The 19,518-nt window shown below is 62.4% G+C and carries 18 protein-coding genes; 9 read left to right on the top strand and 9 right to left on the bottom strand.

The features are described from left to right. Positions 1-6: 6 nt before the first annotated feature. From flgH to HU715_RS02820, 4 genes are all read right to left on the bottom strand, one after another. Positions 7-702, bottom strand: coding sequence for a flagellar basal body L-ring protein FlgH (gene flgH, locus HU715_RS02835; RefSeq protein ID WP_186704643.1), 696 nt, complete (start codon positions 700-702; stop codon positions 7-9). A 67-nt stretch (positions 703-769) separates the two neighbouring features. Then, a complete protein-coding gene (gene flgG / locus HU715_RS02830; protein ID WP_053120245.1) occupies positions 770-1,555 on the bottom strand; it encodes a flagellar basal-body rod protein FlgG in 786 nt (261 codons plus the stop codon). A 49-nt stretch (positions 1,556-1,604) separates the two neighbouring features. Beyond that, positions 1,605-2,342: a flagellar basal body rod protein FlgF gene (locus tag HU715_RS02825; protein WP_186704642.1), complete on the bottom strand. Its 738-nt coding sequence runs from the start codon at positions 2,340-2,342 to the stop codon at positions 1,605-1,607. Positions 2,343-2,679: 337 nt separating this feature from the next. Next, complete coding sequence (locus HU715_RS02820; RefSeq protein ID WP_186704641.1) at positions 2,680-4,239, bottom strand: sigma-54-dependent transcriptional regulator; 1,560 nt, start codon at positions 4,237-4,239, stop codon at positions 2,680-2,682. 398 nt (positions 4,240-4,637) lie between these two features. Here HU715_RS02820 and phhA point away from each other — a divergent pair, with 398 nt between their 5' ends. The 3 genes from phhA to HU715_RS02805 all read left to right on the top strand — a co-directional run bounded on the left by phhA (position 4,638) and on the right by HU715_RS02805 (position 7,072). After that, on the top strand, positions 4,638-5,423 hold the full coding sequence (phhA, locus tag HU715_RS02815; RefSeq protein ID WP_186704640.1) for a phenylalanine 4-monooxygenase: 786 nt from the start codon (positions 4,638-4,640) through the stop codon (positions 5,421-5,423). 99 nt (positions 5,424-5,522) lie between these two features. After that, complete coding sequence (locus HU715_RS02810; RefSeq protein WP_003184087.1) at positions 5,523-5,879, top strand: 4a-hydroxytetrahydrobiopterin dehydratase; 357 nt, start codon at positions 5,523-5,525, stop codon at positions 5,877-5,879. Next, complete coding sequence (locus HU715_RS02805; protein WP_186704639.1) at positions 5,879-7,072, top strand: amino acid aminotransferase; 1,194 nt, start codon at positions 5,879-5,881, stop codon at positions 7,070-7,072. Before HU715_RS02810 ends, HU715_RS02805 begins: the two co-directional genes overlap by 1 nt. Before the next feature lie 195 nt (positions 7,073-7,267). Here HU715_RS02805 and HU715_RS02800 read toward each other — a convergent pair whose 3' ends face one another. Then, positions 7,268-7,831: an NAD(P)H nitroreductase gene (locus HU715_RS02800; protein WP_186704638.1), complete on the bottom strand. Its 564-nt coding sequence runs from the start codon at positions 7,829-7,831 to the stop codon at positions 7,268-7,270. 161 nt (positions 7,832-7,992) lie between these two features. On the opposite strand from HU715_RS02800, the gene HU715_RS02795 reads away from it, so the two are divergent. Further along, a complete protein-coding gene (locus tag HU715_RS02795) occupies positions 7,993-9,447 on the top strand; it encodes a TrkH family potassium uptake protein (protein WP_186704637.1) in 1,455 nt (484 codons plus the stop codon). On the opposite strand, the gene HU715_RS02790 is transcribed toward HU715_RS02795, so the two are convergent. Beyond that, entirely contained in the window at positions 9,404-10,465 is a 1,062-nt protein-coding gene (locus tag HU715_RS02790) for an AraC family transcriptional regulator (RefSeq protein WP_186704636.1), read from the bottom strand. The two genes, HU715_RS02795 and HU715_RS02790, sit on opposite strands and share 44 nt — an antisense overlap. Before the next feature lie 159 nt (positions 10,466-10,624). On the opposite strand from HU715_RS02790, the gene HU715_RS02785 reads away from it, so the two are divergent. Then, complete coding sequence (locus HU715_RS02785; RefSeq protein ID WP_186704635.1) at positions 10,625-10,936, top strand: Mpo1-like protein; 312 nt, start codon at positions 10,625-10,627, stop codon at positions 10,934-10,936. 12 nt (positions 10,937-10,948) lie between these two features. Continuing rightward, positions 10,949-11,533: an HD domain-containing protein gene (locus HU715_RS02780; protein WP_186704634.1), complete on the top strand. Its 585-nt coding sequence runs from the start codon at positions 10,949-10,951 to the stop codon at positions 11,531-11,533. Between the two features lie 150 nt (positions 11,534-11,683). Here the strand turns inward: HU715_RS02780 and HU715_RS02775 are convergent, their stop codons facing one another. Beyond that, a complete protein-coding gene (locus tag HU715_RS02775; protein WP_186704633.1) occupies positions 11,684-12,502 on the bottom strand; it encodes a UDP-2,3-diacylglucosamine diphosphatase in 819 nt (272 codons plus the stop codon). Positions 12,503-12,636: 134 nt separating this feature from the next. Here HU715_RS02775 and HU715_RS02770 point away from each other — a divergent pair, with 134 nt between their 5' ends. Together HU715_RS02770 and HU715_RS02765 are read left to right on the top strand one after the other, a co-directional pair. Further along, a complete protein-coding gene (locus tag HU715_RS02770; RefSeq protein WP_186704749.1) occupies positions 12,637-13,386 on the top strand; it encodes a helix-turn-helix transcriptional regulator in 750 nt (249 codons plus the stop codon). Between the two features lie 219 nt (positions 13,387-13,605). Then, positions 13,606-14,496 carry a DMT family transporter gene (locus tag HU715_RS02765; protein WP_186704632.1) on the top strand — a complete coding sequence of 297 codons (891 nt, stop codon included), beginning with the start codon at positions 13,606-13,608 and terminating at the stop codon, positions 14,494-14,496. Here HU715_RS02765 and HU715_RS02760 read toward each other — a convergent pair. Then, positions 14,490-14,777, bottom strand: a complete 288-nt coding sequence (locus HU715_RS02760) for an Rdx family protein (protein ID WP_003199006.1) — start codon at positions 14,775-14,777, stop codon at positions 14,490-14,492. The two genes, HU715_RS02765 and HU715_RS02760, sit on opposite strands and share 7 nt — an antisense overlap. Before the next feature lie 71 nt (positions 14,778-14,848). On the opposite strand from HU715_RS02760, the gene HU715_RS02755 reads away from it, so the two are divergent. Next, positions 14,849-17,038, top strand: a complete 2,190-nt coding sequence (locus tag HU715_RS02755) for a patatin-like phospholipase family protein (protein ID WP_186704631.1) — start codon at positions 14,849-14,851, stop codon at positions 17,036-17,038. Positions 17,039-17,458: 420 nt separating this feature from the next. Here HU715_RS02755 and HU715_RS02750 read toward each other — a convergent pair whose 3' ends face one another. Next, positions 17,459-19,429, bottom strand: a complete 1,971-nt coding sequence (locus HU715_RS02750) for a FimV/HubP family polar landmark protein (protein WP_186704630.1) — start codon at positions 19,427-19,429, stop codon at positions 17,459-17,461. Positions 19,430-19,518: the final 89 nt, after the last annotated feature.

Genomic DNA, 19,518 nt, shown 5'->3' with positions numbered 1-19,518 from the left:
GGCCACCTAGAAAGGGAACTTCGGGCTGAGGAAGAAACGGTCGAACCAACCTGGCTGACTCGCATCGGCAAAGGCACCAGTGCCCGAATAGGTGATGCGCGCATCGGCCACGCGGGTCGATGGAACAGTGTTGTCGGTGGAAATATCATCGGCGCGAACCATGCCGGCGATACGCACCAGCTCATCGCCCGTGTTGAGGGTCAGCCACTTCTCGCCGCGCACGGCGATGATGCCGTTGGGCAACACATCGGCGACGGTCACGGTGATCGAGCCGGTCAGGCTGTTGCTCTGGCCGGACTGGCTGTCGCCTTTGCTCGATCGGTCGGAGCCGTAGCCGGCATTGAGGCTCAGGTCGCCGCCACCGATCGGGTTGTTGGTGGTCAGGCTGGAGCCGAACAGCGAGGTCAGGCCGACACTGGTCTCGCTGGTCTTGTCGATCTGCGAGTTGGCGTTCTTGCTGGCCTGGGTCCGCTCGTTCAGGGTGATGGTGATGATGTCACCGACCCGGAAGGCCTTGCGGTCGCTGTACAAGTTCTGCTCGAAGCCGGCCTGGTAGATCGAGCCATTGTTGGCGGCAGCCGGCAACGGCGTACGCGGCAACACCGGAGCGTAATACGGGTCATTGGGCCGTGGCGTTGGCGCAACACAGCCCGCGAGTGCGGTAATCCCACTCAGTGCCAGAACAGATACGAAGCGTTTCATGACCCTACCTCTTGGTGTTGCAGGCGACCCTGGGGCCGCCCTGTCTACGTAATGACGGACGACGCGGTTACAGATTCTGCGTAACGAACGAGAGCATCTGGTCGGCGGTGGAGATCACCTTGGAGTTCATCTCGTAGGCGCGCTGGGTGGTGATCATGTTGACCATCTCCTCGACCGTGCTCACGTTGGAGGTTTCCAGGGTGTTCTGCAGCGTGGTACCGAAGCCGTTCAAGCCTGGGGTGCCGACTTGCGGCGCGCCACTGGCAGCGGTTTCCAGGAACAGGTTGTTGCCCACCGCTTGCAGGCCGGCCGGGTTGATGAAGTCGGCGGTCTGCAGGTTGCCGATAACCTGGGCGGCCGGGTTGCCCGCCACGGTGATGGACACGGTGCCGTCACGGCCCACGGTGAAGGTCTGGGCATCGTTCGGGATGACGATGGCCGGTTCCAGGGCGAAACCGCTGGCGTTGACGATCTGGCCGTTGGAGTCGAGGTGGAAGGTACCGTCACGGGTGTAGGACGTGGTGCCGTCCGGCTGCAGGATCTGGAAGAAACCGCGACCGTCGATGGCCATGTCCAGCGGCTGCTCGGTGGTTTGCAGGCTGCCGGCGTTGAAGTTTTTCTGGGTGCCGACAATGCGCACACCGGTACCCACTTGCAGGCCCGACGGCAATTCGCTGTCCTGGGTCGATTGGGCGCCTGGCTGGCGTTTTACCTGGTAGAGCAAGTCCTGGAACTCGGCGCGATCACGTTTGAAACCCGTGGTCGAGACGTTCGCCAAGTTGTTGGAAATGGTAGAAAGGTTGGTGTCCTGGGCGGACAGACCTGTTTTGGCAACCCAAAGAGCCGGAAGCATTCGATTCTCCTCGTACGCCTGTTTTTCGGCGCGACGCTGTAATTAATAGTTAGATCTGCAAGACCCGAGCCATGGCTTCATCGCCTTCTTTGGCGGTGTTCATCATCTTGACGTGGAGCTCGAACTGCTTGGCCAGGGCCAGCACCGACGTCATTTCATCCACGGCATTGACGTTGCTCGCCTCCTGGAACCCGGACACCAATTGCACGTTGCCGTCGATGGGCGCCGGCTGGCCGTCCTTGGTCCGGATCGAGCCGTCCAGGCCCTTGGTCATGGTCCTGAGGTCTGGGTTGACCAGCTTGATGCGGTCCACTTCCGCCATCACCCGCGGGCCTTCGCCCATGGCGCGGATGCTGATGGTGCCGTCCTGGCCGATTTCGATTTTCTGCTCGGGTGGCACGGCGATCGGACCGCCATTGCCCATCACCGGCATGCCGTTGCCGGCCCGCAGCACGCCCAGGGCGTCGACATTGAGGCTGCCGGTGCGCACGTAGCTTTCACCGCCATCGGGGTTCTGCACGGCCATCCAGCCCGGCCCGCTGACCGCCACGTCCAGATCGCGACCGGTCTCGATCAGCGCACCCGGGGTGAAATCGGTGGCAGGACGCTCGGAGAGGGCAAACGCCCGCGCCGGAAAGCTGTCGCCGAACACCGGCATCGAGCGCGCCTGCTCCAGGTCTTTCTGAAAACCATTGGTGGAGATGTTCGCCAGGTTGTTGGCATGGGCCCGCTGCGCCAGTGCGTTCTGGCTGGCGCCGGTCATTGCCACATAAAGGTACTTGTCCACTGTCGTTCCTCTGCATGCCGGACGTTTGCCGCCCACTGCTGTGTTGCACAGCCTTAAGCAATTTGCAGACCAACTTTTTTCTGGCGCCCCTGGGTCCTGGAAACAAAGGACTTGAGGGTTCTGGAAGGGATTTGGGGAAGGTATCGAAGACGAAAAACCGGCGGTGTTGTGCCGGTTCGTGGCAATGCTTTTCCTTGGGTAATGGCCTCTGCCGTCATCGCGAGCAGGCTCGCTCCCACATTGGACCTCCAGTGCTCCAATGATTTGTGAGCAATCAGTAATCTTGTGGGAGCGAGCCTGCTCGCGATAAGGCCGCATGAGCACCGAGAGCAAGCAACTATGGCTCGGTTTTGCCGACTTCGTATTCGCGCAATTTATTAGCAATGGTCGTATGGGAAACCCCCAGCCGCTTGCCCAGTTGCCGGCTGCTGGGATGTTCGGAATACAAGCGCTCCAGTACCGCTTTCTCGAAACGCCCAACGATCTCGTCCAAGCCCCCCTCAAGGGAGAAATCGCCAAGGGGCTGGCGCACGCCGTAGTCCGGCAGGCGGATGTGCTCGGCTTTCACCTTCCCGCCATCGCACAGGGAAACCGCTTGGAACAGCACGTTTTCCAATTGCCGGACGTTGCCCGGCCAATGGTAATGACTGAGGCGGTCCATGGCCGCCGGCGCCAGCTTGGGCAGTGCACAGCCGATCTGGCGGCTGGCCTGGTCGAGGAAATGCTCCACCAGTGGCCCCAGGCCATCGAGGCATTCGCGCAGGGGTGGGATGTGTAGCGAAAGCACATTCAAGCGGTGGTACAAATCCTGACGGAATTCGCCCCGGGCGCAGAGTTCGGACAAGTCCACCTGGGTCGCACAGATCACCCTGACGTCCAGGTACACCTCTTCATCGCTGCCGACACGCCGGAAGCAACCGTCCTGCAGGAAGCGCAGCAGTTTCACTTGCAGGCGCGGGCTCATCTCCCCGACTCCGTCGAGGAACAGCGTTCCTCCAGCGGTCAGTTCCAGCAGGCCGAGCTTGCCTTCGGCCCTCGCCCCTTCGAATGCACCGGGGCCGTAGCCGAACAGCTCGGTCTCGGCCATCGACTCCGGCAGCCCGGCACAGTTGAGTGCCATCAAGGGCGATTGCCCACGCGGGCTCGCCAGGTGACAAGCCCGGGCCAGCAGTTCCTTGCCGGTGCCGGTTTCGCCTTCTATCAATAGCGGCGCGTCCAGCGGGGCCATCCGCCGGGCCTCGCGCACCACGGCCGCCATCACTTTCGAACTCTGGAAAATACTGTCGAAGCCACGCAGTTCCTGCTTGCGCACGTTGTAGATCCGCTCACCCACCCGGTCGGCCCGGTGCAGGGTCAACACCGCACCGGCCATGGCTTCGCTGTCGTCGTGTTCCGATTGCAGTGGCGCGATGTCGGCCAGGAACACGTCGCCCTTGACCTTGACCCTCAGGCCGTTGATGCGCGACTGGTTGGCGCGCACCAGTTCCGGCAAGTCGAAATCCTCGGCATAGCGTGACAAGGGAATCCCCGGCACCTCGTCGACCCGCACCCCGAGCAACTGCGCCGCCGCCCGGTTGGCCGCGACGATGGAACCCCCCATGTCGATGGACAGCACTGGAAACTCCAGGGCGCCGAGCAAGGCGTTGAGCTCCATGTGCCGACGCTCGCTGGGCATCAGTCCTACGCGCTTGACGCCAAACACCCCGGCAATCCCTTCGAATTTCGGACGCAACGCCTGGAACTGGATGTTGATCAGGTTCGGGCAGTGCAGGTAGATCGCATTGCCATGCTCGCCACCGACCTCGCCCCGGGCGACGTTGATGCCGTACTCCACTAACAGGTTGAGGATGTCCCGGAGGATGCCGATGCGATTCTGGCAATGGACTTTGATGCGCATGAAAGGGCCCAGGTGCATATGAGATAGAAAAACGCGCCATTCCAGCCCCTCTGTGGCGAGGGAGCTTGCTCCCGCTGGGCTGCGCAGCAGACCCAAAACAGGGGCCGCTTCGCGCCCCAGCGGGAGCAAGCTCCCTCGCCACAAAGGTTTTCGGCGTGGCAACGCAAATAATCGTCAAGATTATGTGACAGATGTAGGCCATTTCCCACCCGAAAATCCCGGAAAGATCGTACCACCCGCCAAATCGTAACGAAAACTTTACGATTCAACCCGTCGTTCGCCCAATCCATCCTCGCCAAGCCAATGCACACATCGCCGCTTCGGGTTATCTCTAATGCATCGCTCGACATAACAACAAACGCATCTTCCCCCTGAGGGAAAATCAGCAGGAGAGCAGCATGAAGCAGACGCAATACGTGGCCCGCGAGCCCGATGCGCAAGGTTTTATCCACTACACCGCTGAAGAACACGCGGTGTGGAACACGCTGATCACCCGCCAGCTCAAAGTCATCGAAGGCCGTGCGTGCCAGGAATACCTGGACGGCATCGACAAGCTGGGCCTGCCCCACGACCGCATCCCGCAACTGGACGAAGTCAACAAAGTGCTGGGCGAGACCACGGGCTGGCAAGTCGCCCGCGTGCCGGCGCTGATACCTTTCCAGACCTTCTTCGAATTGCTCGCCAGCAAGCAGTTTCCGGTGGCGACCTTCATTCGTACCCGTGAAGAGCTGGATTACCTGCAAGAGCCGGACATTTTCCACGAGATCTTTGGCCACTGCCCGTTGCTGACCAACCCTTGGTTTGCCGAATTTACCCACACCTACGGCAAACTCGGCCTACAGGCTTCCAAGGAAGAACGCGTCTACCTGGCGCGCCTGTATTGGATGACCATCGAGTTCGGCCTGGTGCAGACCCCGCAGGGCCGGCGCATCTACGGCGGCGGCATCCTCTCCTCGCCCAAGGAAACCGTGTACTGCCTGTCCGACGAGCCCGAGCATCAGGCCTTCGATCCGTTGGAAGCCATGCGCACGCCGTACCGCATCGACATCCTGCAACCGGTGTATTTCGTGTTGCCCGAGCTCAAGCGCCTGTTCGACCTGGCCCACGAAGACATCATGGGCATGGTCAAGCGCGGTCGGGAACTGGGCCTGCACGCCCCGAAATTTCCGCCCAAAGCGGCGTGAACCGCGTCTTTTAATCCCAATTGAGTCTGTTGCACGACGCGGCTTTGCTTTAGCGTGGGTGCATCGACGTTTTTCAAATATTCGATCCAGGAACACACCATGAACACTCTGAACCAAGCCCACTGCGAAGCCTGCCGCGCCGATGCCCCACAAGTCAGCGACGAAGAATTGCCGGTGTTGATCAAACAGATCCCAGACTGGAACATCGAAGTGCGCGACGGCGTCATGCAGCTGGAAAAAGTTTTCCTGTTCAAGAACTTCAAGCACGCCCTGGCGTTCACCAACGCCGTTGGCGAGATCTCCGAGGCCGAAGGCCACCACCCAGGCCTGCTCACCGAGTGGGGCAAAGTCACCGTGACCTGGTGGAGCCACTCCATCAAGGGCCTGCACCGCAACGACTTCATCATGGCCGCTCGCACCGATGACGTGGCCAAGACCGCCGAGGGCCGCAAGTAATGCATTTCGACGCCATCGGCCGGGTACCCGGCGATCCGATCCTCGGCCTGATGGAGGCCTACGGGGCGGATAGCAACCCGAGCAAGTTCGACCTGGGCGTGGGCGTCTATAAGGACGCCCAAGGCCTGACGCCGATCCTTCAATCGGTGAAGCAGGCCGAGCAGCGACTGGTGGATCGCCAGGTCACCAAGACCTACATCGGCGGTCATGGCGACGCCGCGTTCGGCCAGTTGATCAATGAGCTGGTGCTGGGCGCCGACTCGCCGATGATCAGCGCAAAACGCGCCGGCGCCACCCAGACACCCGGCGGCACTGGTGCCCTGCGCCTAAGCGCCGACTTCATCGCCCAGTGCCTGCCGGGCCGTGGCGTCTGGCTGAGCAACCCGACCTGGCCGATCCACGAAACCATTTTCGCCACGGCCGGGGTCAAGGTCAGCCATTACCCTTATGTGGGCGCCGATAACCGCTTGGATTTCGAGGCGATGCTGGCAACCCTGAACCAAGCGCCCAAAGGCGATGTGGTCTTGCTGCATGCCTGCTGCCACAACCCGACAGGGTTCGACCTGTCCCATGAGCAATGGCAGCAGCTGCTGGAAGTGGTGCGCAGCCGCGACCTGCTGCCGCTGATCGACTTCGCCTACCAAGGCTTTGGCGATGGCTTGGAACAGGACGCCTGGGCGGTCCGGCTATTTGCCGAAGCGTTGCCGGAAGTGCTGATTACCAGCTCCTGTTCGAAGAACTTCGGCCTGTACCGCGACCGTACGGGTGCGTTGATCGTCTGCGCCCGGGACGGCGAAAAACTGATCGATATCCGCAGCCAATTGGCCAACATCGCCCGCAACCTGTGGTCGACGCCACCCGACCATGGCGCAGCCGTGGTGGCGACCATCCTCGGCAACCCGGAACTCAAGAGCCTGTGGGCCGATGAAGTCCAGGCCATGCGCCTGCGCATCGCGCAATTGCGCAGCGGTTTGCTGGAAGCCCTCGAACCCCATGGTCTGCGCGAGCGCTTCGCCCATATCGGCGTGCAACGCGGGATGTTTTCCTACACCGGCCTGACGCCGGAACAGGTCAAGCACCTGCGCGAACGCCACAGCGTCTACATGGTCGGCACCGGCCGGGCCAACGTGGCCGGTATCGATGCCACGCGCCTGGACTTGCTGGCCGAGGCGATTGCCGACGCGTGCAGATAACACCACCGTCGGCTGTTGATTGTGTGGCGAGGGAGCTTGCTCCCGCTCGGCTGCGCAGCAGTCGTAAACTGGCCTGGCGCGGTGTGCCTGAGGGTAGCGCTGTTCCACTTGGGGCGGCTTCGCCGCCCAGCGGGAGCAAGCTCCCTCGCCACGGTGGATCAAACCAGCCTCAAGTCATCCGCCGCCCTTGAGCCGTTATTGGCCCGTCCACTCCCGGACAAACTGCCCCACATCTTCCTGCGGTGCGGTACGCGCTTCTTTCTGCGGCGTGCCCAGGTAGAGGAGACCAATTACTTCCTCCCCGTCTTCCAGGCCAAGCCCCCGGGCCACATGTGGCGAGTACGCCAGTTCGCCGGTGCGCCACACGCCACCAATCCCCTGGGCATACGCGGCCAGCAGGATGCCATGGGCCGCGCAGCCAGCCGCCAGCAGTTGCTCGGATTTCGGGATTTTGAAATGGTCCTGCAGACGGGCGATCACCACCACGACCAGGGGCGCGCGCAATGGGCCATTGAGGGCCTTTTCCACGACGGCTTCGGGCACCAGCGGGTCATTGAACTTTGCCGCTTCGGCCAGCAGCTCGCCCATGCGATGCCGCGCCTGCCCTTCCACCGTCAAGAAGCGCCATGGCCGCAACTGGCCGTGATCCGGTGCCCGCATGGCCGCGGCGAACATGAGCTCGCGCTGTTCCGGCGTGGGTGCCGGCTCCACCAGGCGCGGGACGGAAACACGGTTGAGCAAAGCGTCGAGAGCCTGCATCGGCCACCTCCTGAAAAAATGTCCAGCTATTCTAGTGGCTGTGCGGCGAGTCCGTTAGCGCAAATTCCGCGGCCAGGCAGCCAGGCGCCGCCGAGTGCCGGTTTACAGGACGCTGGCCGCAGGTAGAATGGCGCCCTTCCCTTTCAGCCTGAGCGGACTTCATGGCGTTGCCGACCCTGCGAATCATCGGTTTCATCATCGGCATCTTCCTGATCACCCTGGCGATCTTCATGGTCGTGCCCATGGTCACGCTGATGATCTTCGAGCGCACTGGCGACCTGCCGTCGTTCCTCTGGTCGAGCATGATCACGTTCCTCGCCGGCCTGGCGCTGGTACTTCCCGGGCGCCCGGAACACATCCACCTGCGGCCGCGGGACATGTACCTGCTGACCGTCAGCAGCTGGCTGGTGGTGTGTATCTTCGCTGCGCTGCCGTTCCTGCTGACCCAGCACATCAGCTATACGGATTCGTTCTTCGAAAGCATGTCGGGCATCACCGCCACCGGCGCCACCGTCCTGAGCGGCCTGGACAATATGTCGCCGGGCATCCTGATGTGGCGCTCGCTGCTGCACTGGCTCGGCGGTATCGGCTTCATCGGCATGGCGGTGGCGATCCTGCCCCTGCTGCGCATCGGTGGCATGCGGCTGTTCCAGACCGAGTCATCGGACCGCTCGGAAAAAGTCATGCCCCGCTCCCACATGGTGGCGCGATTGATCGTGGCGGCCTACGTGGGCATCACCATTCTTGGCACCCTGGCGCTCTGGTGGGCCGGGATGAGCCTGTTCGATGCCATCAACCATTCGATGTCGGCGATTTCCACCGGCGGCTTCTCCACCTCGGACCTGTCCCTGGCCAAGTGGACCCAGCCGGCGGTGCACTGGGTCGCCATCGTCATCATGATCCTCGGCAGCCTGCCGTTTGCCCTGTACGTCTCGATGTTGCGGGGCAATCGCCGGGCGTTGATCAAGGACCAGCAGGTCCAGGGGCTCATTGGCGTGCTGCTGGTGACCTGGCTGGTGCTCGGCACCTGGTATTGGGCGACCACCGACCTGCATTGGCTGGACGCCCTGCGGCACGTGGCGCTGAACGTGACGTCCATCGTCACCACCACCGGCTTCGCCCTCGGCGACTACAGCCTGTGGGGCAATTTTTCGCTGATGCTGTTCTTCTACCTGGGGTTCGTCGGCGGTTGCTCGGGTTCGACGGCCGGCGGGATCAAGATCTTTCGCTTCCAAGTCGCCTACATCCTGCTGCGGGCCAACCTTAATCAATTGATCCATCCCCGTGCGGTGATCAAGCAAAAATACAACGGTCATCGCCTCGACGAGGAAATCGTCCGCTCGATCCTGACGTTTTCGTTCTTCTTCGCCATCACGATCTGCGTGATCGCCCTGCTGCTGTCGCTGTTGGGGGTGGAATGGATGACGGCGTTGACCGGTGCGGCCAGTACCGTGTCGGGCGTCGGCCCGGGGCTGGGGGAAACCATCGGGCCGGCCGGCAACTTCGCACCGCTGCCGGACGCCGCCAAGTGGATTCTGTCGGGGGGCATGTTGCTGGGCCGGCTGGAGATCATCACCGTGTTCGTGCTGTGTATCCCGGCGTTCTGGCGTCACTGACCGGTTCAGGCTGGCTCGCCAATCGCGCCCGGTATTCGCCGGGCGTGGTGTCGAACCAGCGGCGAAAGGCCCGGAAAAAATTGCTCGGGTCGGCAAATCCCAACAGGTAGGCGATTTCCAGCAGCGTCATGCCCGGCTGTGCCAGGTACTGCTCGGCCAGCTCGCGGCGGGTGTCCTCCAGCAGGCTCTGGAAACTGGTGCCCTCTTCCTGCAAGCGCCGTTGCAAGGTGCGCTGGGACAGGTGCAACGTCTGCGCCACCACGTCTCGCTTGGGTTCCCCCTGGGGCAACAACCGACACAAGACTTGTCGTGCCTTGTGGGTCACGCGGCTTTCCGAGAAACGCGCGAGGTATTCCCCGGCAAACCGATCGTGCAACTGCGCCATGGCTTCATTGGCCGTTGGCAGCGGCGCCTCCATGTCGGCCCGTTCGAAGATCAGCGCGTCGTAAGGAGCGCCGAACACCAACGGCGCGTGAAAAGCTCGCTGATAAGGCGCCGGGTCCGAGGGTTCGGCGCCCTGGAACAGCACCTTTACCGGATGCAGGGTGCGCCCAGTCAACCAGCTGCACAGGGCCAGCGCACAGGCCAGGGACGCTTCGGCGCTTTGGCGGGTCGGGGGCAGATGGTCGCCATGCACGGTCAGGATCAGCCCATAGCCGCCTTCCAACGGGCGGAAACTCAAGTCGGCGCTTTCGGCGATGATCCGCTGGTACCGCACCAGCCGTTGGAAACCCTCCACCAGGGTGCGACTGGACATCAAGGCGTAGCCCGCCACATGGAACGAGGCCGGGCGCACCACCTTGCCCATGTTCAAGCCAATGGCCGGGTTGCCCGACAACTCCACCGCCCGTTGCCAGAGCCGTGTCATCGAGTCCTGGGGGAACCGTGCATCCGGATCGTCCAGCGCATCGAAATCCAGCCCCAATTGATTGAACAGCGCCCGACAATCCAGGCCGTCCATTTCCAACGCCTTGACAATCCCCATCGCCCAGCTTGAAGAAGTCGTTCGTTCGCTCATGACGTTTTACTTGCATGACGAGCCGCAGGGTACGGCTGGATTTGCGAAGGATACTAAAGTGGCGCTGATTGTCACTGGCTGTAGTAAATGATGGTTCTAGACTTGAGTTAGAAGCCTTAAGCAGTGATCGCCAGAATAATAACCACAGAGAGCGCAGTCGTGGAAAACGCCAAACGATTCAATACCTTCGCCGAGTTCTACCCGTATTACCTCAGCGAACACAGCAACGGCACCTGCCGACGATTGCATTTCATCGGCACCTCCCTGGTCATCCTGGTATTCGTCATGGCCCTCGTCGTGGGCGCCTGGTGGCTGTGGGTCGCCCTGCCGGTGGCCGGTTACGGCTTTGCCTGGGTCGGGCACTTCTTCTTCGAAAAGAACCGTCCCGCCACCTTCCAGCATCCGCTCTACAGCCTGCTCGGTGATTTCGTCATGTACCGCGACATGCTGCTGGGCAAGGTCGCGTTCTGATAAGGAGTGTCGATGAGCAACCACGCACGCTTCACCCACATGCAAGAAGGCACTGCGCAAGATTGGGCGATCATCGCGGCCGACTTCAGCGCCTACGCGCGACAGTTGTCGGGCCGGATCCTGGCCCACTTAAGACTGCTGGACGGTGATTTTGGCGGGTTCCCAGTGGACCGCCTGACCCATTCCTTGCAAACCGCCACCCGTGCCTACCGTGACGGGCGCGATGAGGAATACGTGGTCTGCGCCCTGCTCCACGACATCGGCGACACCTTGGGTTCGTATAACCACCCGGACATCGCCGCGGCGATCCTCAAGCCCTTCGTCAGCGCCGAAAACCTGTGGATGGTGGAGAAGCACGGAATTTTCCAGGGTTATTACTTCTTCCATCACCTGGGCATGGACCGGCACCTGCGCGAGCAGTTTTTCGAACATCCGCAGTACCAGGCGACCATTGATTTCTGTGCGAAATACGACGCGGCGGCGTTCGATCCCGAGTACGACACATTGCCGTTGAGCTTCTTCGAGCCGATGCTGGAAAGGCTGTTTGCCGCGCCGAAGCAATCGATCTACAAGGCGGCGATGGCGGAGCAAGCCTGAATCCAATGGACGCAGAAAAACCTGTGGCGAGGGAGCTTGCTCCCGCTGGGCGCGAAGCGCCCCTCTTTTCCAGGGCTGCTGCGCAGCCAGCGGGAGCAAGCTCCCTCGCCACACAAGCACTCTGTGGGCTTGAGAAACAGGCAGACTGGCCTAGGCAGGCTCAGTCACTTTCAACTCAGTCTTGGCCAGCGCCTCCCGCGCCTGGGCGTCCGCCAACCGATACAACTCGATCGTCCCATCCCAATGTTCGATCAGCGCCGTGCAGGATTCGACCCAGTCGCCACAATTGAGGTATTCCACCTCGCCCACCTTGCGCATCTCGGCATGGTGGATGTGCCCACAGACCACGCCATGCAATTCGCGCTTCACGCACTCGTGGGCGATGGCTTCTTCGAAGTCGCTGATAAAGCTGACGGCCGTCTTCACCTTGTGCTTGAGATACGCCGACAGCGACCAGTAACCGTAGCCATAACGGGCCCGCCAGTGGTTGAGCCAGCGGTTCAGCGTGAGGGTGAATTCGTAGGCTGAGTCCCCGAGGAACGCCAGCCAACGGTGGTAACGGGTGATGACATCGAACTGGTCGCCATGGATCACCAGCAGGTGCCGGCCATCGGCGGTGACGTGCACCGCTTCGTCCACCAACTGGATATTGCCCAGGATCAGCTTCGAATAGCGCCGCAGGAATTCGTCATGGTTGCCAGTGACGTAGATCACTTCGGTACCGCGCTTGCTCATGGTCAGCAAGCGGCGAATGACGTTGGTGTGGGCCTGGGGCCAATACATGCCACCGCGCAGCTTCCAGCCGTCGATGATGTCCCCCACCAGGTAGATCTTGTCGGCGTGGTAGCCCTTGAGAAACTGCGACAGGTGCTCGGCCTGGCAGTCCCGGGTGCCCAGGTGCACATCGGAGATCCACAGGGTGCGTACACGCTGCTTGCGGCTGGGTTTGGCGAGCTCGGCGCTGGTCATTGGGCAACCCTCTGATCGTTTTCGCCACTGTGCACCCCAGCGGTTAATGGCCTATGACAAACACAAGTCCATTGCATGACAGCGCCGGGCGTTGCCCCTCGGTGTATGCTGGCGGCCTGACACGGGAGACCGCGATGCGACCGATCCTCACGCTACGCCACTACAGCCACGACTTGATCGCCCACAGCCACGACCACGCGCAGCTGGTGTTCGGGTTGTCCGGCGCGCTGGACTTCGAGGTCGAAGGTCGTGGCAGCCAAGTGGTGCAACAAAGTTTCGTGGTGGTACCTGCCGGCGCCCATCATGGCTGTGGCAGCCCCCACGGCAGCCGCTGCCTGGTACTGGATGTGCCCAGTGACGACTGGGTCGGACAATGCCTGGGGGATCACGCCGACGCCAGCCGCCGCTTGCTCGACGACAGCGTTCGCCTGCCCCTGGACGCGGGGCAAAGCCAGTTGGTCAGTTGGCTGGCGGGCAGCCCGGTGGACGACCCGGTGATCGCCCAGCAAGGCGCAGTACTGCTGCTGGCGAGTCTCAACGGCGTTCGCCGGGAAACCCTCGGTGGCCGGCGCCTGCCCTATGCCGCGCTCAACGCCCACATCGACCAGAACGCGGCCTACCCGCTGCAAGTGGCGGACCTGGCACGGGTCGCCGGCCTTTCCAGTGCCCGCCTGCACGCGCGTTTCATCGCCGAGTGCGGGCAAACCCCGATGGCGTACATCCGTAGCCGCCGCTTGCACCAGGCCGTGGCGTTGTTGCGGGAGTCGGACCTGCCCATCGGCGAGATCGCCCATCAGGTCGGCTACAGCTCCCAGAGTGCTTTCGCCGCGGCGGTGCTGCGCGAATTCGGCGCCACGCCGGGCAAGCTGCGGCATCAGCGCTAGGTTCGCGCTAAAAATCGCTAGGCTCGCGACAGACACAGCCGCCTCAACCGCGCTTAAATACTGCAATCTGTGAGGGGAACAGCCCTGTGGGAGCGAGCCTGCTCGCGATTGCTATCTGTCAGTCAATATCTGCATTGCCTGGACCAGCGCTTTCGCGAGCAGGCTCGCTCCCACAGAAGACATTCACCAGTTGCCCCACTGTCTGTTGAAAGGATCGAAATGACGCCTCGTACTGCCCTCGGCGCCCTGCACATTGGCGCACTCATGTTTGGCCTGACCGGTGTCTTCGGCAAACTCGCCGCAGCCTCGCCAGCGGTCATCGTGTTCGGTCGCGCCGTCTTCGCCGTGCTGGCCCTGGCGGTGTTTGCCCGGTTCGCCAGCCGCAGCCGCTGGCAGAAACTGCGGGCCGAGGATGGTCGGCGATTGCTGCTGGGCGGCCTGTTGCTGGCCGGGCACTGGGTGAGCTTCTTCATCGCGGTGAAAGTGGCCGGCGTGGCAATCGCCACGCTGGGGTTCGCCAGTTTCCCGGCCTTCACGGTATTGCTCGAGGGGCTGATCTTTCGCGAGCGGATTCGCGCCAATGAAATCTGGCTGGTGGTGTTGGTGAGCGTCGGCCTGGTGCTGGTCACGCCGAGCTTCGACCTGGCCAGCGGTGCCACCACCGGCCTGCTCTGGGCCGTGGCCTCGGGGCTGCTGTTCTCCCTGTTGTCATTGACCAACCGTGCTGGTTCCGCCCATGTGCCGCCGGTGCAGGCCGCGCTGTGCCAGAACGTGGTGGTCGGGTTGTGCCTGCTGCCGGTGGCCGCACCGCAATTGAGCGATGTTCGCCCCATCGACTGGTTGTGGATCGGCTTGCTCGGCGTGTTTTGCACCGGCCTGGCCCACAGCCTGTTCGTCGCCAGCCTGGCCGTGATCAAGGCCCGAACGGCGGCGGTGGTCTTTGCCATGGAACCGGTCTACGGCATCGCCATGGCCTGGTGGCTGTTCGACGAGCGCCCGACGTTGCGCATGTTGCTGGGCGGCGTGGTGATCATCACGGCCATCGTGATCTCAAGCCAACTGGGCGGCTCGAAAAAACCGCGGGTGGAGACCCAAGCCGCGTCTCACTGAACCCGATCGTTGTGGCCCAGGTCCCGCTCCGGGTCGATCCGGTCGCGGACCCGCTGCTTGAGGACCTTGGCCTCGGGGAAACCGCCATCGGCCTTGCGCTCCCAGATCTGCGTACCGTCACAGCTGATGTGGAATACACCGCCGGTGCCCGGCACCAGGGACACTTTGCCCAGGTCGTCGCCAAAGGTGCTGAGCAGTTCCTGGGCCAGCCAGGCGGCGCGCAGCAACCATTGGCACTGGGTGCAATAGGTAATGACGACTTCCGGTTTGTGTTCGGTCATGGCGGGTGGACTCCTGGGTGCTAAGGCGTCGTTATAATACCCGCCTTTGATCGCCCGCCCCGAGATTGACGATGCGCCGCCTCCTGCCCCTCCTGCTTCTGCTGCTGTTGCCCCTTTTCGTCCAGGCTGTCGAAGCACCGCGGCCGAAAATCGGCCTGGTACTGTCCGGCGGCGCGGCGCGGGGACTGGCCCACATCGGTGTGCTCAAGGCCTTGGAAGAGCAAGGCATCAAGATCGATGCCATTGCCGGCACCAGCATGGGCGCGGTGATCGGCGGGCTGTACGCCTCGGGCTACAAGATCGACGAACTGGAAAAACTCGCCCTGGGCATCGACTGGCAACAGGCCTTGTCGGACGCGCCGCCGCGCAAGGACGTGCCGTTCCGGCGCAAACAGGATGACCGGGATTTTCTCGTGAAGCAAAAACTGAGCTTTCGTGACGACGGCAGCCTCGGCCTGCCCTTGGGGGTGATCCAGGGCCAGAACCTGGCCCTGCTGCTCGAAAGCCTGCTGGCCCATGCCAGCGATACGCGTGACTTCGACAAACTGCCGATCCCGTTTCGCGCCGTCGCCACTGACATCGCCACCGGCGAAAAGGTGGTGTTCCGCAAAGGCCACCTGCCCAAGGTCATTCGCGCCAGCATGTCGATCCCGGCGGTGTTCGCCCCGGTGGAACTGGACGGCCGGCTGCTGGTGGACGGTGGCATGGCCGATAACATCCCGTTGGATGTGGCCCGGGAAATGGGCGTGGACATGGCCATTGTGGTCGACATCGGCACGCCGCTGCGCACCCGCAAGCAACTGGTCACGGTGGTCGATGTGCTGAACCAATCGACCACCCTGATGACCCGGCGCAACTCTGAAGAGCAACTGGCGACCCTGAAAAAAGACGACGTATTGATCCAGCCGGCCCTGGCGAGCTTCGGCTCTACCGACTTCGGCCGTGCCCAGGAAATGATCGACGCCGGCTACCGCGCCACCCGCATACTCGACGCCCGCCTGGCCCCGCTACGCCCGTCCGAGACACCCGACGCCGAACTCATGGCCGCGCGTACGCCCAGCGAACGCACGCCGGTCATTACCGCCATTCGCGTGGAGAACGACTCCAAAGTCGGCGATGACGTGATTCGCTATTACATTCGCCAGCAGATTGGCGAGCCGCTGGACCTGGCTCGCCTGCAGACCGACATGGGTACGCTGTACGGCCTGGATTACTTCGAGCAGGTTCAATACCGCGTGGTCCACAAAGGCCAGGACCGTACGCTGGTGATCAGCGCCCGGGGCCGACGGACCGGCACCGATTATCTGCGGCTGGGGCTGAGCCTGTCGGACGACATGCGCGGCGACAGCGCTTTCAACCTGGGAGCCAGTTATCGGGTCAACGGCATCAATCGCCTGGGTGCCGAATGGCTGACCCGGGCGCAGATCGGCGACAAGCAGGAGTTGTACAGCGAGTTCTACCAGCCATTGGATGTCGGCTCGCGCTACTTCATCGCCCCCTACGGGCAATTCGAATCGCGCAATGTGGAGTCCATCCTGGACAACGACCCCGTGGCCCAATATCGCGTCGAGCGCTATGGCTTCGGGCTGAACGTGGGCCGCCAGATTGGCAACAGTGGTGAAATTCGCTTCGGTGTCGGCCAAGCCTGGGGCAAGGCCGATGTGCGCATCGGCGACCACGACCAGCCCAGCGAGAATTTCAACGAGGGTTTCTACGAGCTCAAGTATTCGTTCGACTCCCTGGACAGTGTGTATTTCCCCCATGAAGGGGAAGACATCGGCTTGAGCTGGCGCCAATACGAACCGGGGCTGGGCTCCGACCAACGTTACCGTCAATGGGAGTTCAAACTGGACAAGGCCCTGAGCAGCGGCCCGGACACTTTCATCCTGGGCGGGCGCTACGGCCGCACCTTGGACACCGCCGAGGTGGTGACGTCCAGCTTTGTGCTCGGTGGCGCGCGGCAATTGTCGGGCTTTCGCGAAGATGGAGTGTCCGGACAGAACATGAGCCTGATGCGTGCCGTGTATTACCGCCGCCTCACACCGCGGGCCTACCTGCCCTTGGACTTCCCGCTGTACATCGGTGGCTCGTTGGAGCGCGGCCGGGCCTGGAACAACGACAACGAGTTCGACAGCGGCTACATCAATGCCGCGAGCATTTTCCTCGGCTTCGATACGCCGCTGGGGCCACTGAATTTCAGCTATGGGTTTAACGACGATGATGAACAGGCGGTTTACCTGAACCTGGGGCAGACGTTTTGAGAAGTAGGCGTTTGCCTGGGAAAGGTAGAGGGGCTGACCTGACGCCTTCGCGAGCAAGCCCGCTCCCACACTGGATTCGGGATGTAGGCGAAATCCCTGTCCACCAAAGATCCCTGTGGGAGCGAGCTTGCTCGCGATAGCGGTGGGTCTGTGCCAGTGATGTTGGCTGTGCTGCCGCCTTCGCGAGCAGGCTCGCTCCCACACTGGATTCGGGATATACGCGAAAATCCCTGTCCACCAGAGATCCCTGTGGGAGCGAGCCTGCTCGCGATAGCGGTGGGTCTGTGCCAGTGATGTTGGCTGTGCTGCCGCCTTCGCGAGCAGGCTCGCTCCCACATTGGATTCTCTGTGTACCAAAGATCCCTGTGGGAGCGGGCTTGCTCGCGAAGGGGCCCGTTGACTCGACATCCATCAACAGCTTCAGCGAATCCCAGCCAGCAGCACCCGGGCAGTCTCCTTCAGGGGTTCGTCGCCCTCTTCGAGCAACTCTTCAAGCAGGGTCACGGCGGTCTTCAGGTCGCCATCGTCGATGCAGTTCTGGGCCTGTTCCAGCTTGGCCGAATGTTCCGGGGGCTGGGGTTCGAGGGACAGGGTGTCCAGGGAAACAGGTTCAAGGGCCAGTGGTTCAAATTCCAGCGCCTGTTCTTCATCGGCAAAACCATCGAGGAAAGCATCGTCCAGCGATTCGGTTTCCAGGGGCGCTTCCCATTGCAGCTCCGGTTCGTCGAAACCTGAAAGCGACAAACCCTCGGCCGGGTCGTTAGCAAGGGGGGCGACCGGTGTGTTTTCGGTGGAGGCGTCCTGGTCATCGGCAAGGTCCCAACTGGTTTCCATGGACAGCGCATCCAGGTCCAGCTCGAACTCATCACGCGGCGCCTGTTCAGGTTCAGGTTCAACTTCAGGCGCCGGTGCCTGGGGTTCTGTCGGAGCCACTATCGGTGCGGTGATCGCGGCAACCTTGGGATAACGCCCACGAATGTCCTCCAGCGTCCCGGCATCGACCCCCTGTCCCAGCAAATGATTTTCCTGGGCCTGGAAACCGATGACATCGCCCTGCCTGCCCAGGACCTCCAGCAGTTTCAGGCCCAGGTCGGTGCGTTCAGGCTCCGCCAGCAATGCCGCGCGCAACAGCCCCGCTGCCTCGGTGAAACGGCCGTAGGTCAGGTAGATCCCGACGCCCTCCAGCACATCACCCAGGGGCGCATCGCCGTTATTGAACGTTGTCGCCGCCTCGGGGGGCTCCGTGTCGGGGATTGAGTCGAAGTTTTCGTCGCCCGCCTCCAGCATCGGTGTGGGGCGCTCGGTCATCGGCTCCAACTCGGCCTGCTGCTGGCGACGCCGGATGAACAGTAACAACGCCAACAACCCCAACAGGGCTACCAACCCGGCCACCCATGTCCAATCGATGCCCTCTGGCTCTGCAACCGGTTCTGTCGCGGGCTGCTCTAATGTTTCAGGCGCAGGTACGGATGGGGCGGCCTCAGCTTGCGACTGCAAATCCGTAACTGTCGTGAGCCTAGCCAGTTGCGTCTGCAATTCGCTGATCTGCTGGCGCTGCCCGGCGAGTTCCGCATCCTGGGCCTGGAGCCGCGCTTGCAGTTCCTCGATGGTCTTCTGTTGTTGCTGATTTTGCAGCACGCTGGCGGCCAGCTGCTCATCGGACGCGGCAGAAGCCTGGCCAGCGGCGGTCGCTGCCGATGTCGGCAACACGGCCGAATCGGGCAACAACAGGCGTTGGCCGATGGAGAGCCGGTCGCTGCCGGGATTCAAGGCCTGGATCCCTTGCACCAGCTCATTGACCGACGCGTTACTGCCAGCGTCATGCAGGCGCTGGGCAATGATCCAGGGGTTGTCTCCCTGCACGACCGTATAGCGCTTGCCCTGTACCGCCGGGGGCTTGATGGCCGGGGTGGCCTGGCTCGGCGCAGGCTGCGCAGCCGTGGAAGGCTCGTCACGCTCCGACACGATACCCGGTGAGCCCGGAGGGTCGAGCAGCACGGTGTATTCGCGCAGCAGGCGCCCATTGGGCTGATTGAGCTGCACCAGGAAATTAAGGAAAGGTTCCTCCACCGGTTTGCTGGAGGTCACTCGAATGAAGCTGCGCTCCCCGCGCAAGACCGGCGTAAAGCGCAGGTTATTGAGAAAGAACACCCGCTCCACACCCGCACGACTGAAATCGTCCGGGCTCGCCAGGCTGGCCGACAGATCACCTTCACTGATCCCGGCCACGTCGACCAGGGCGATATCGGCACGCAACGGCTGGTTCAGGGCGGAATGGAGCGTGATCTCGCCAAGCCCCAGCGCTGACGCCAAGGCCGGAAACCCAAGGGCACCCACGACGATCGACACGTTGACCCAACTGCGCAACGTGGACTGCAAACTTTCAAGCATGGGCATCCCTTTCGATTACCAGAACCAACCTCGGCATAAACGCCCTCAATAGGAACGCTTACTACTGGTTATAGTTCGCTAACCGGCGA

It is taken from the genome of Pseudomonas zanjanensis, from assembly GCF_014268745.2.
Taxonomy (GTDB): domain Bacteria; phylum Pseudomonadota; class Gammaproteobacteria; order Pseudomonadales; family Pseudomonadaceae; genus Aquipseudomonas; species Aquipseudomonas zanjanensis.
The sequence above is the reverse complement of the archived record's forward strand: the minus strand, read 5'-3'. Positions and strand labels throughout refer to the sequence as shown.

Coding starts and splice junctions, on each gene's coding strand:
- HU715_RS02795 (WP_186704637.1), top strand. CDS start 7,993: ATGGCGTTGCCGACCCTGCGAATCATCGGTTTCATCATCGGCATCTTC.
- HU715_RS02810 (WP_003184087.1), top strand. CDS start 5,523: ATGAACACTCTGAACCAAGCCCACTGCGAAGCCTGCCGCGCCGATGCC.
- HU715_RS02820 (WP_186704641.1), bottom strand. CDS start 4,239: ATGCGCATCAAAGTCCATTGCCAGAATCGCATCGGCATCCTCCGGGAC.
- flgH (WP_186704643.1), bottom strand. CDS start 702: ATGAAACGCTTCGTATCTGTTCTGGCACTGAGTGGGATTACCGCACTC.
- flgG (WP_053120245.1), bottom strand. CDS start 1,555: ATGCTTCCGGCTCTTTGGGTTGCCAAAACAGGTCTGTCCGCCCAGGAC.
- HU715_RS02805 (WP_186704639.1), top strand. CDS start 5,879: ATGCATTTCGACGCCATCGGCCGGGTACCCGGCGATCCGATCCTCGGC.
- HU715_RS02775 (WP_186704633.1), bottom strand. CDS start 12,502: ATGACCAGCGCCGAGCTCGCCAAACCCAGCCGCAAGCAGCGTGTACGC.
- HU715_RS02765 (WP_186704632.1), top strand. CDS start 13,606: ATGACGCCTCGTACTGCCCTCGGCGCCCTGCACATTGGCGCACTCATG.
- HU715_RS02790 (WP_186704636.1), bottom strand. CDS start 10,465: ATGAGCGAACGAACGACTTCTTCAAGCTGGGCGATGGGGATTGTCAAG.
- HU715_RS02800 (WP_186704638.1), bottom strand. CDS start 7,831: ATGCAGGCTCTCGACGCTTTGCTCAACCGTGTTTCCGTCCCGCGCCTG.
- HU715_RS02760 (WP_003199006.1), bottom strand. CDS start 14,777: ATGACCGAACACAAACCGGAAGTCGTCATTACCTATTGCACCCAGTGC.
- HU715_RS02755 (WP_186704631.1), top strand. CDS start 14,849: ATGCGCCGCCTCCTGCCCCTCCTGCTTCTGCTGCTGTTGCCCCTTTTC.
- HU715_RS02780 (WP_186704634.1), top strand. CDS start 10,949: ATGAGCAACCACGCACGCTTCACCCACATGCAAGAAGGCACTGCGCAA.
- phhA (WP_186704640.1), top strand. CDS start 4,638: ATGAAGCAGACGCAATACGTGGCCCGCGAGCCCGATGCGCAAGGTTTT.
- HU715_RS02770 (WP_186704749.1), top strand. CDS start 12,637: ATGCGACCGATCCTCACGCTACGCCACTACAGCCACGACTTGATCGCC.
- HU715_RS02750 (WP_186704630.1), bottom strand. CDS start 19,429: ATGCTTGAAAGTTTGCAGTCCACGTTGCGCAGTTGGGTCAACGTGTCG.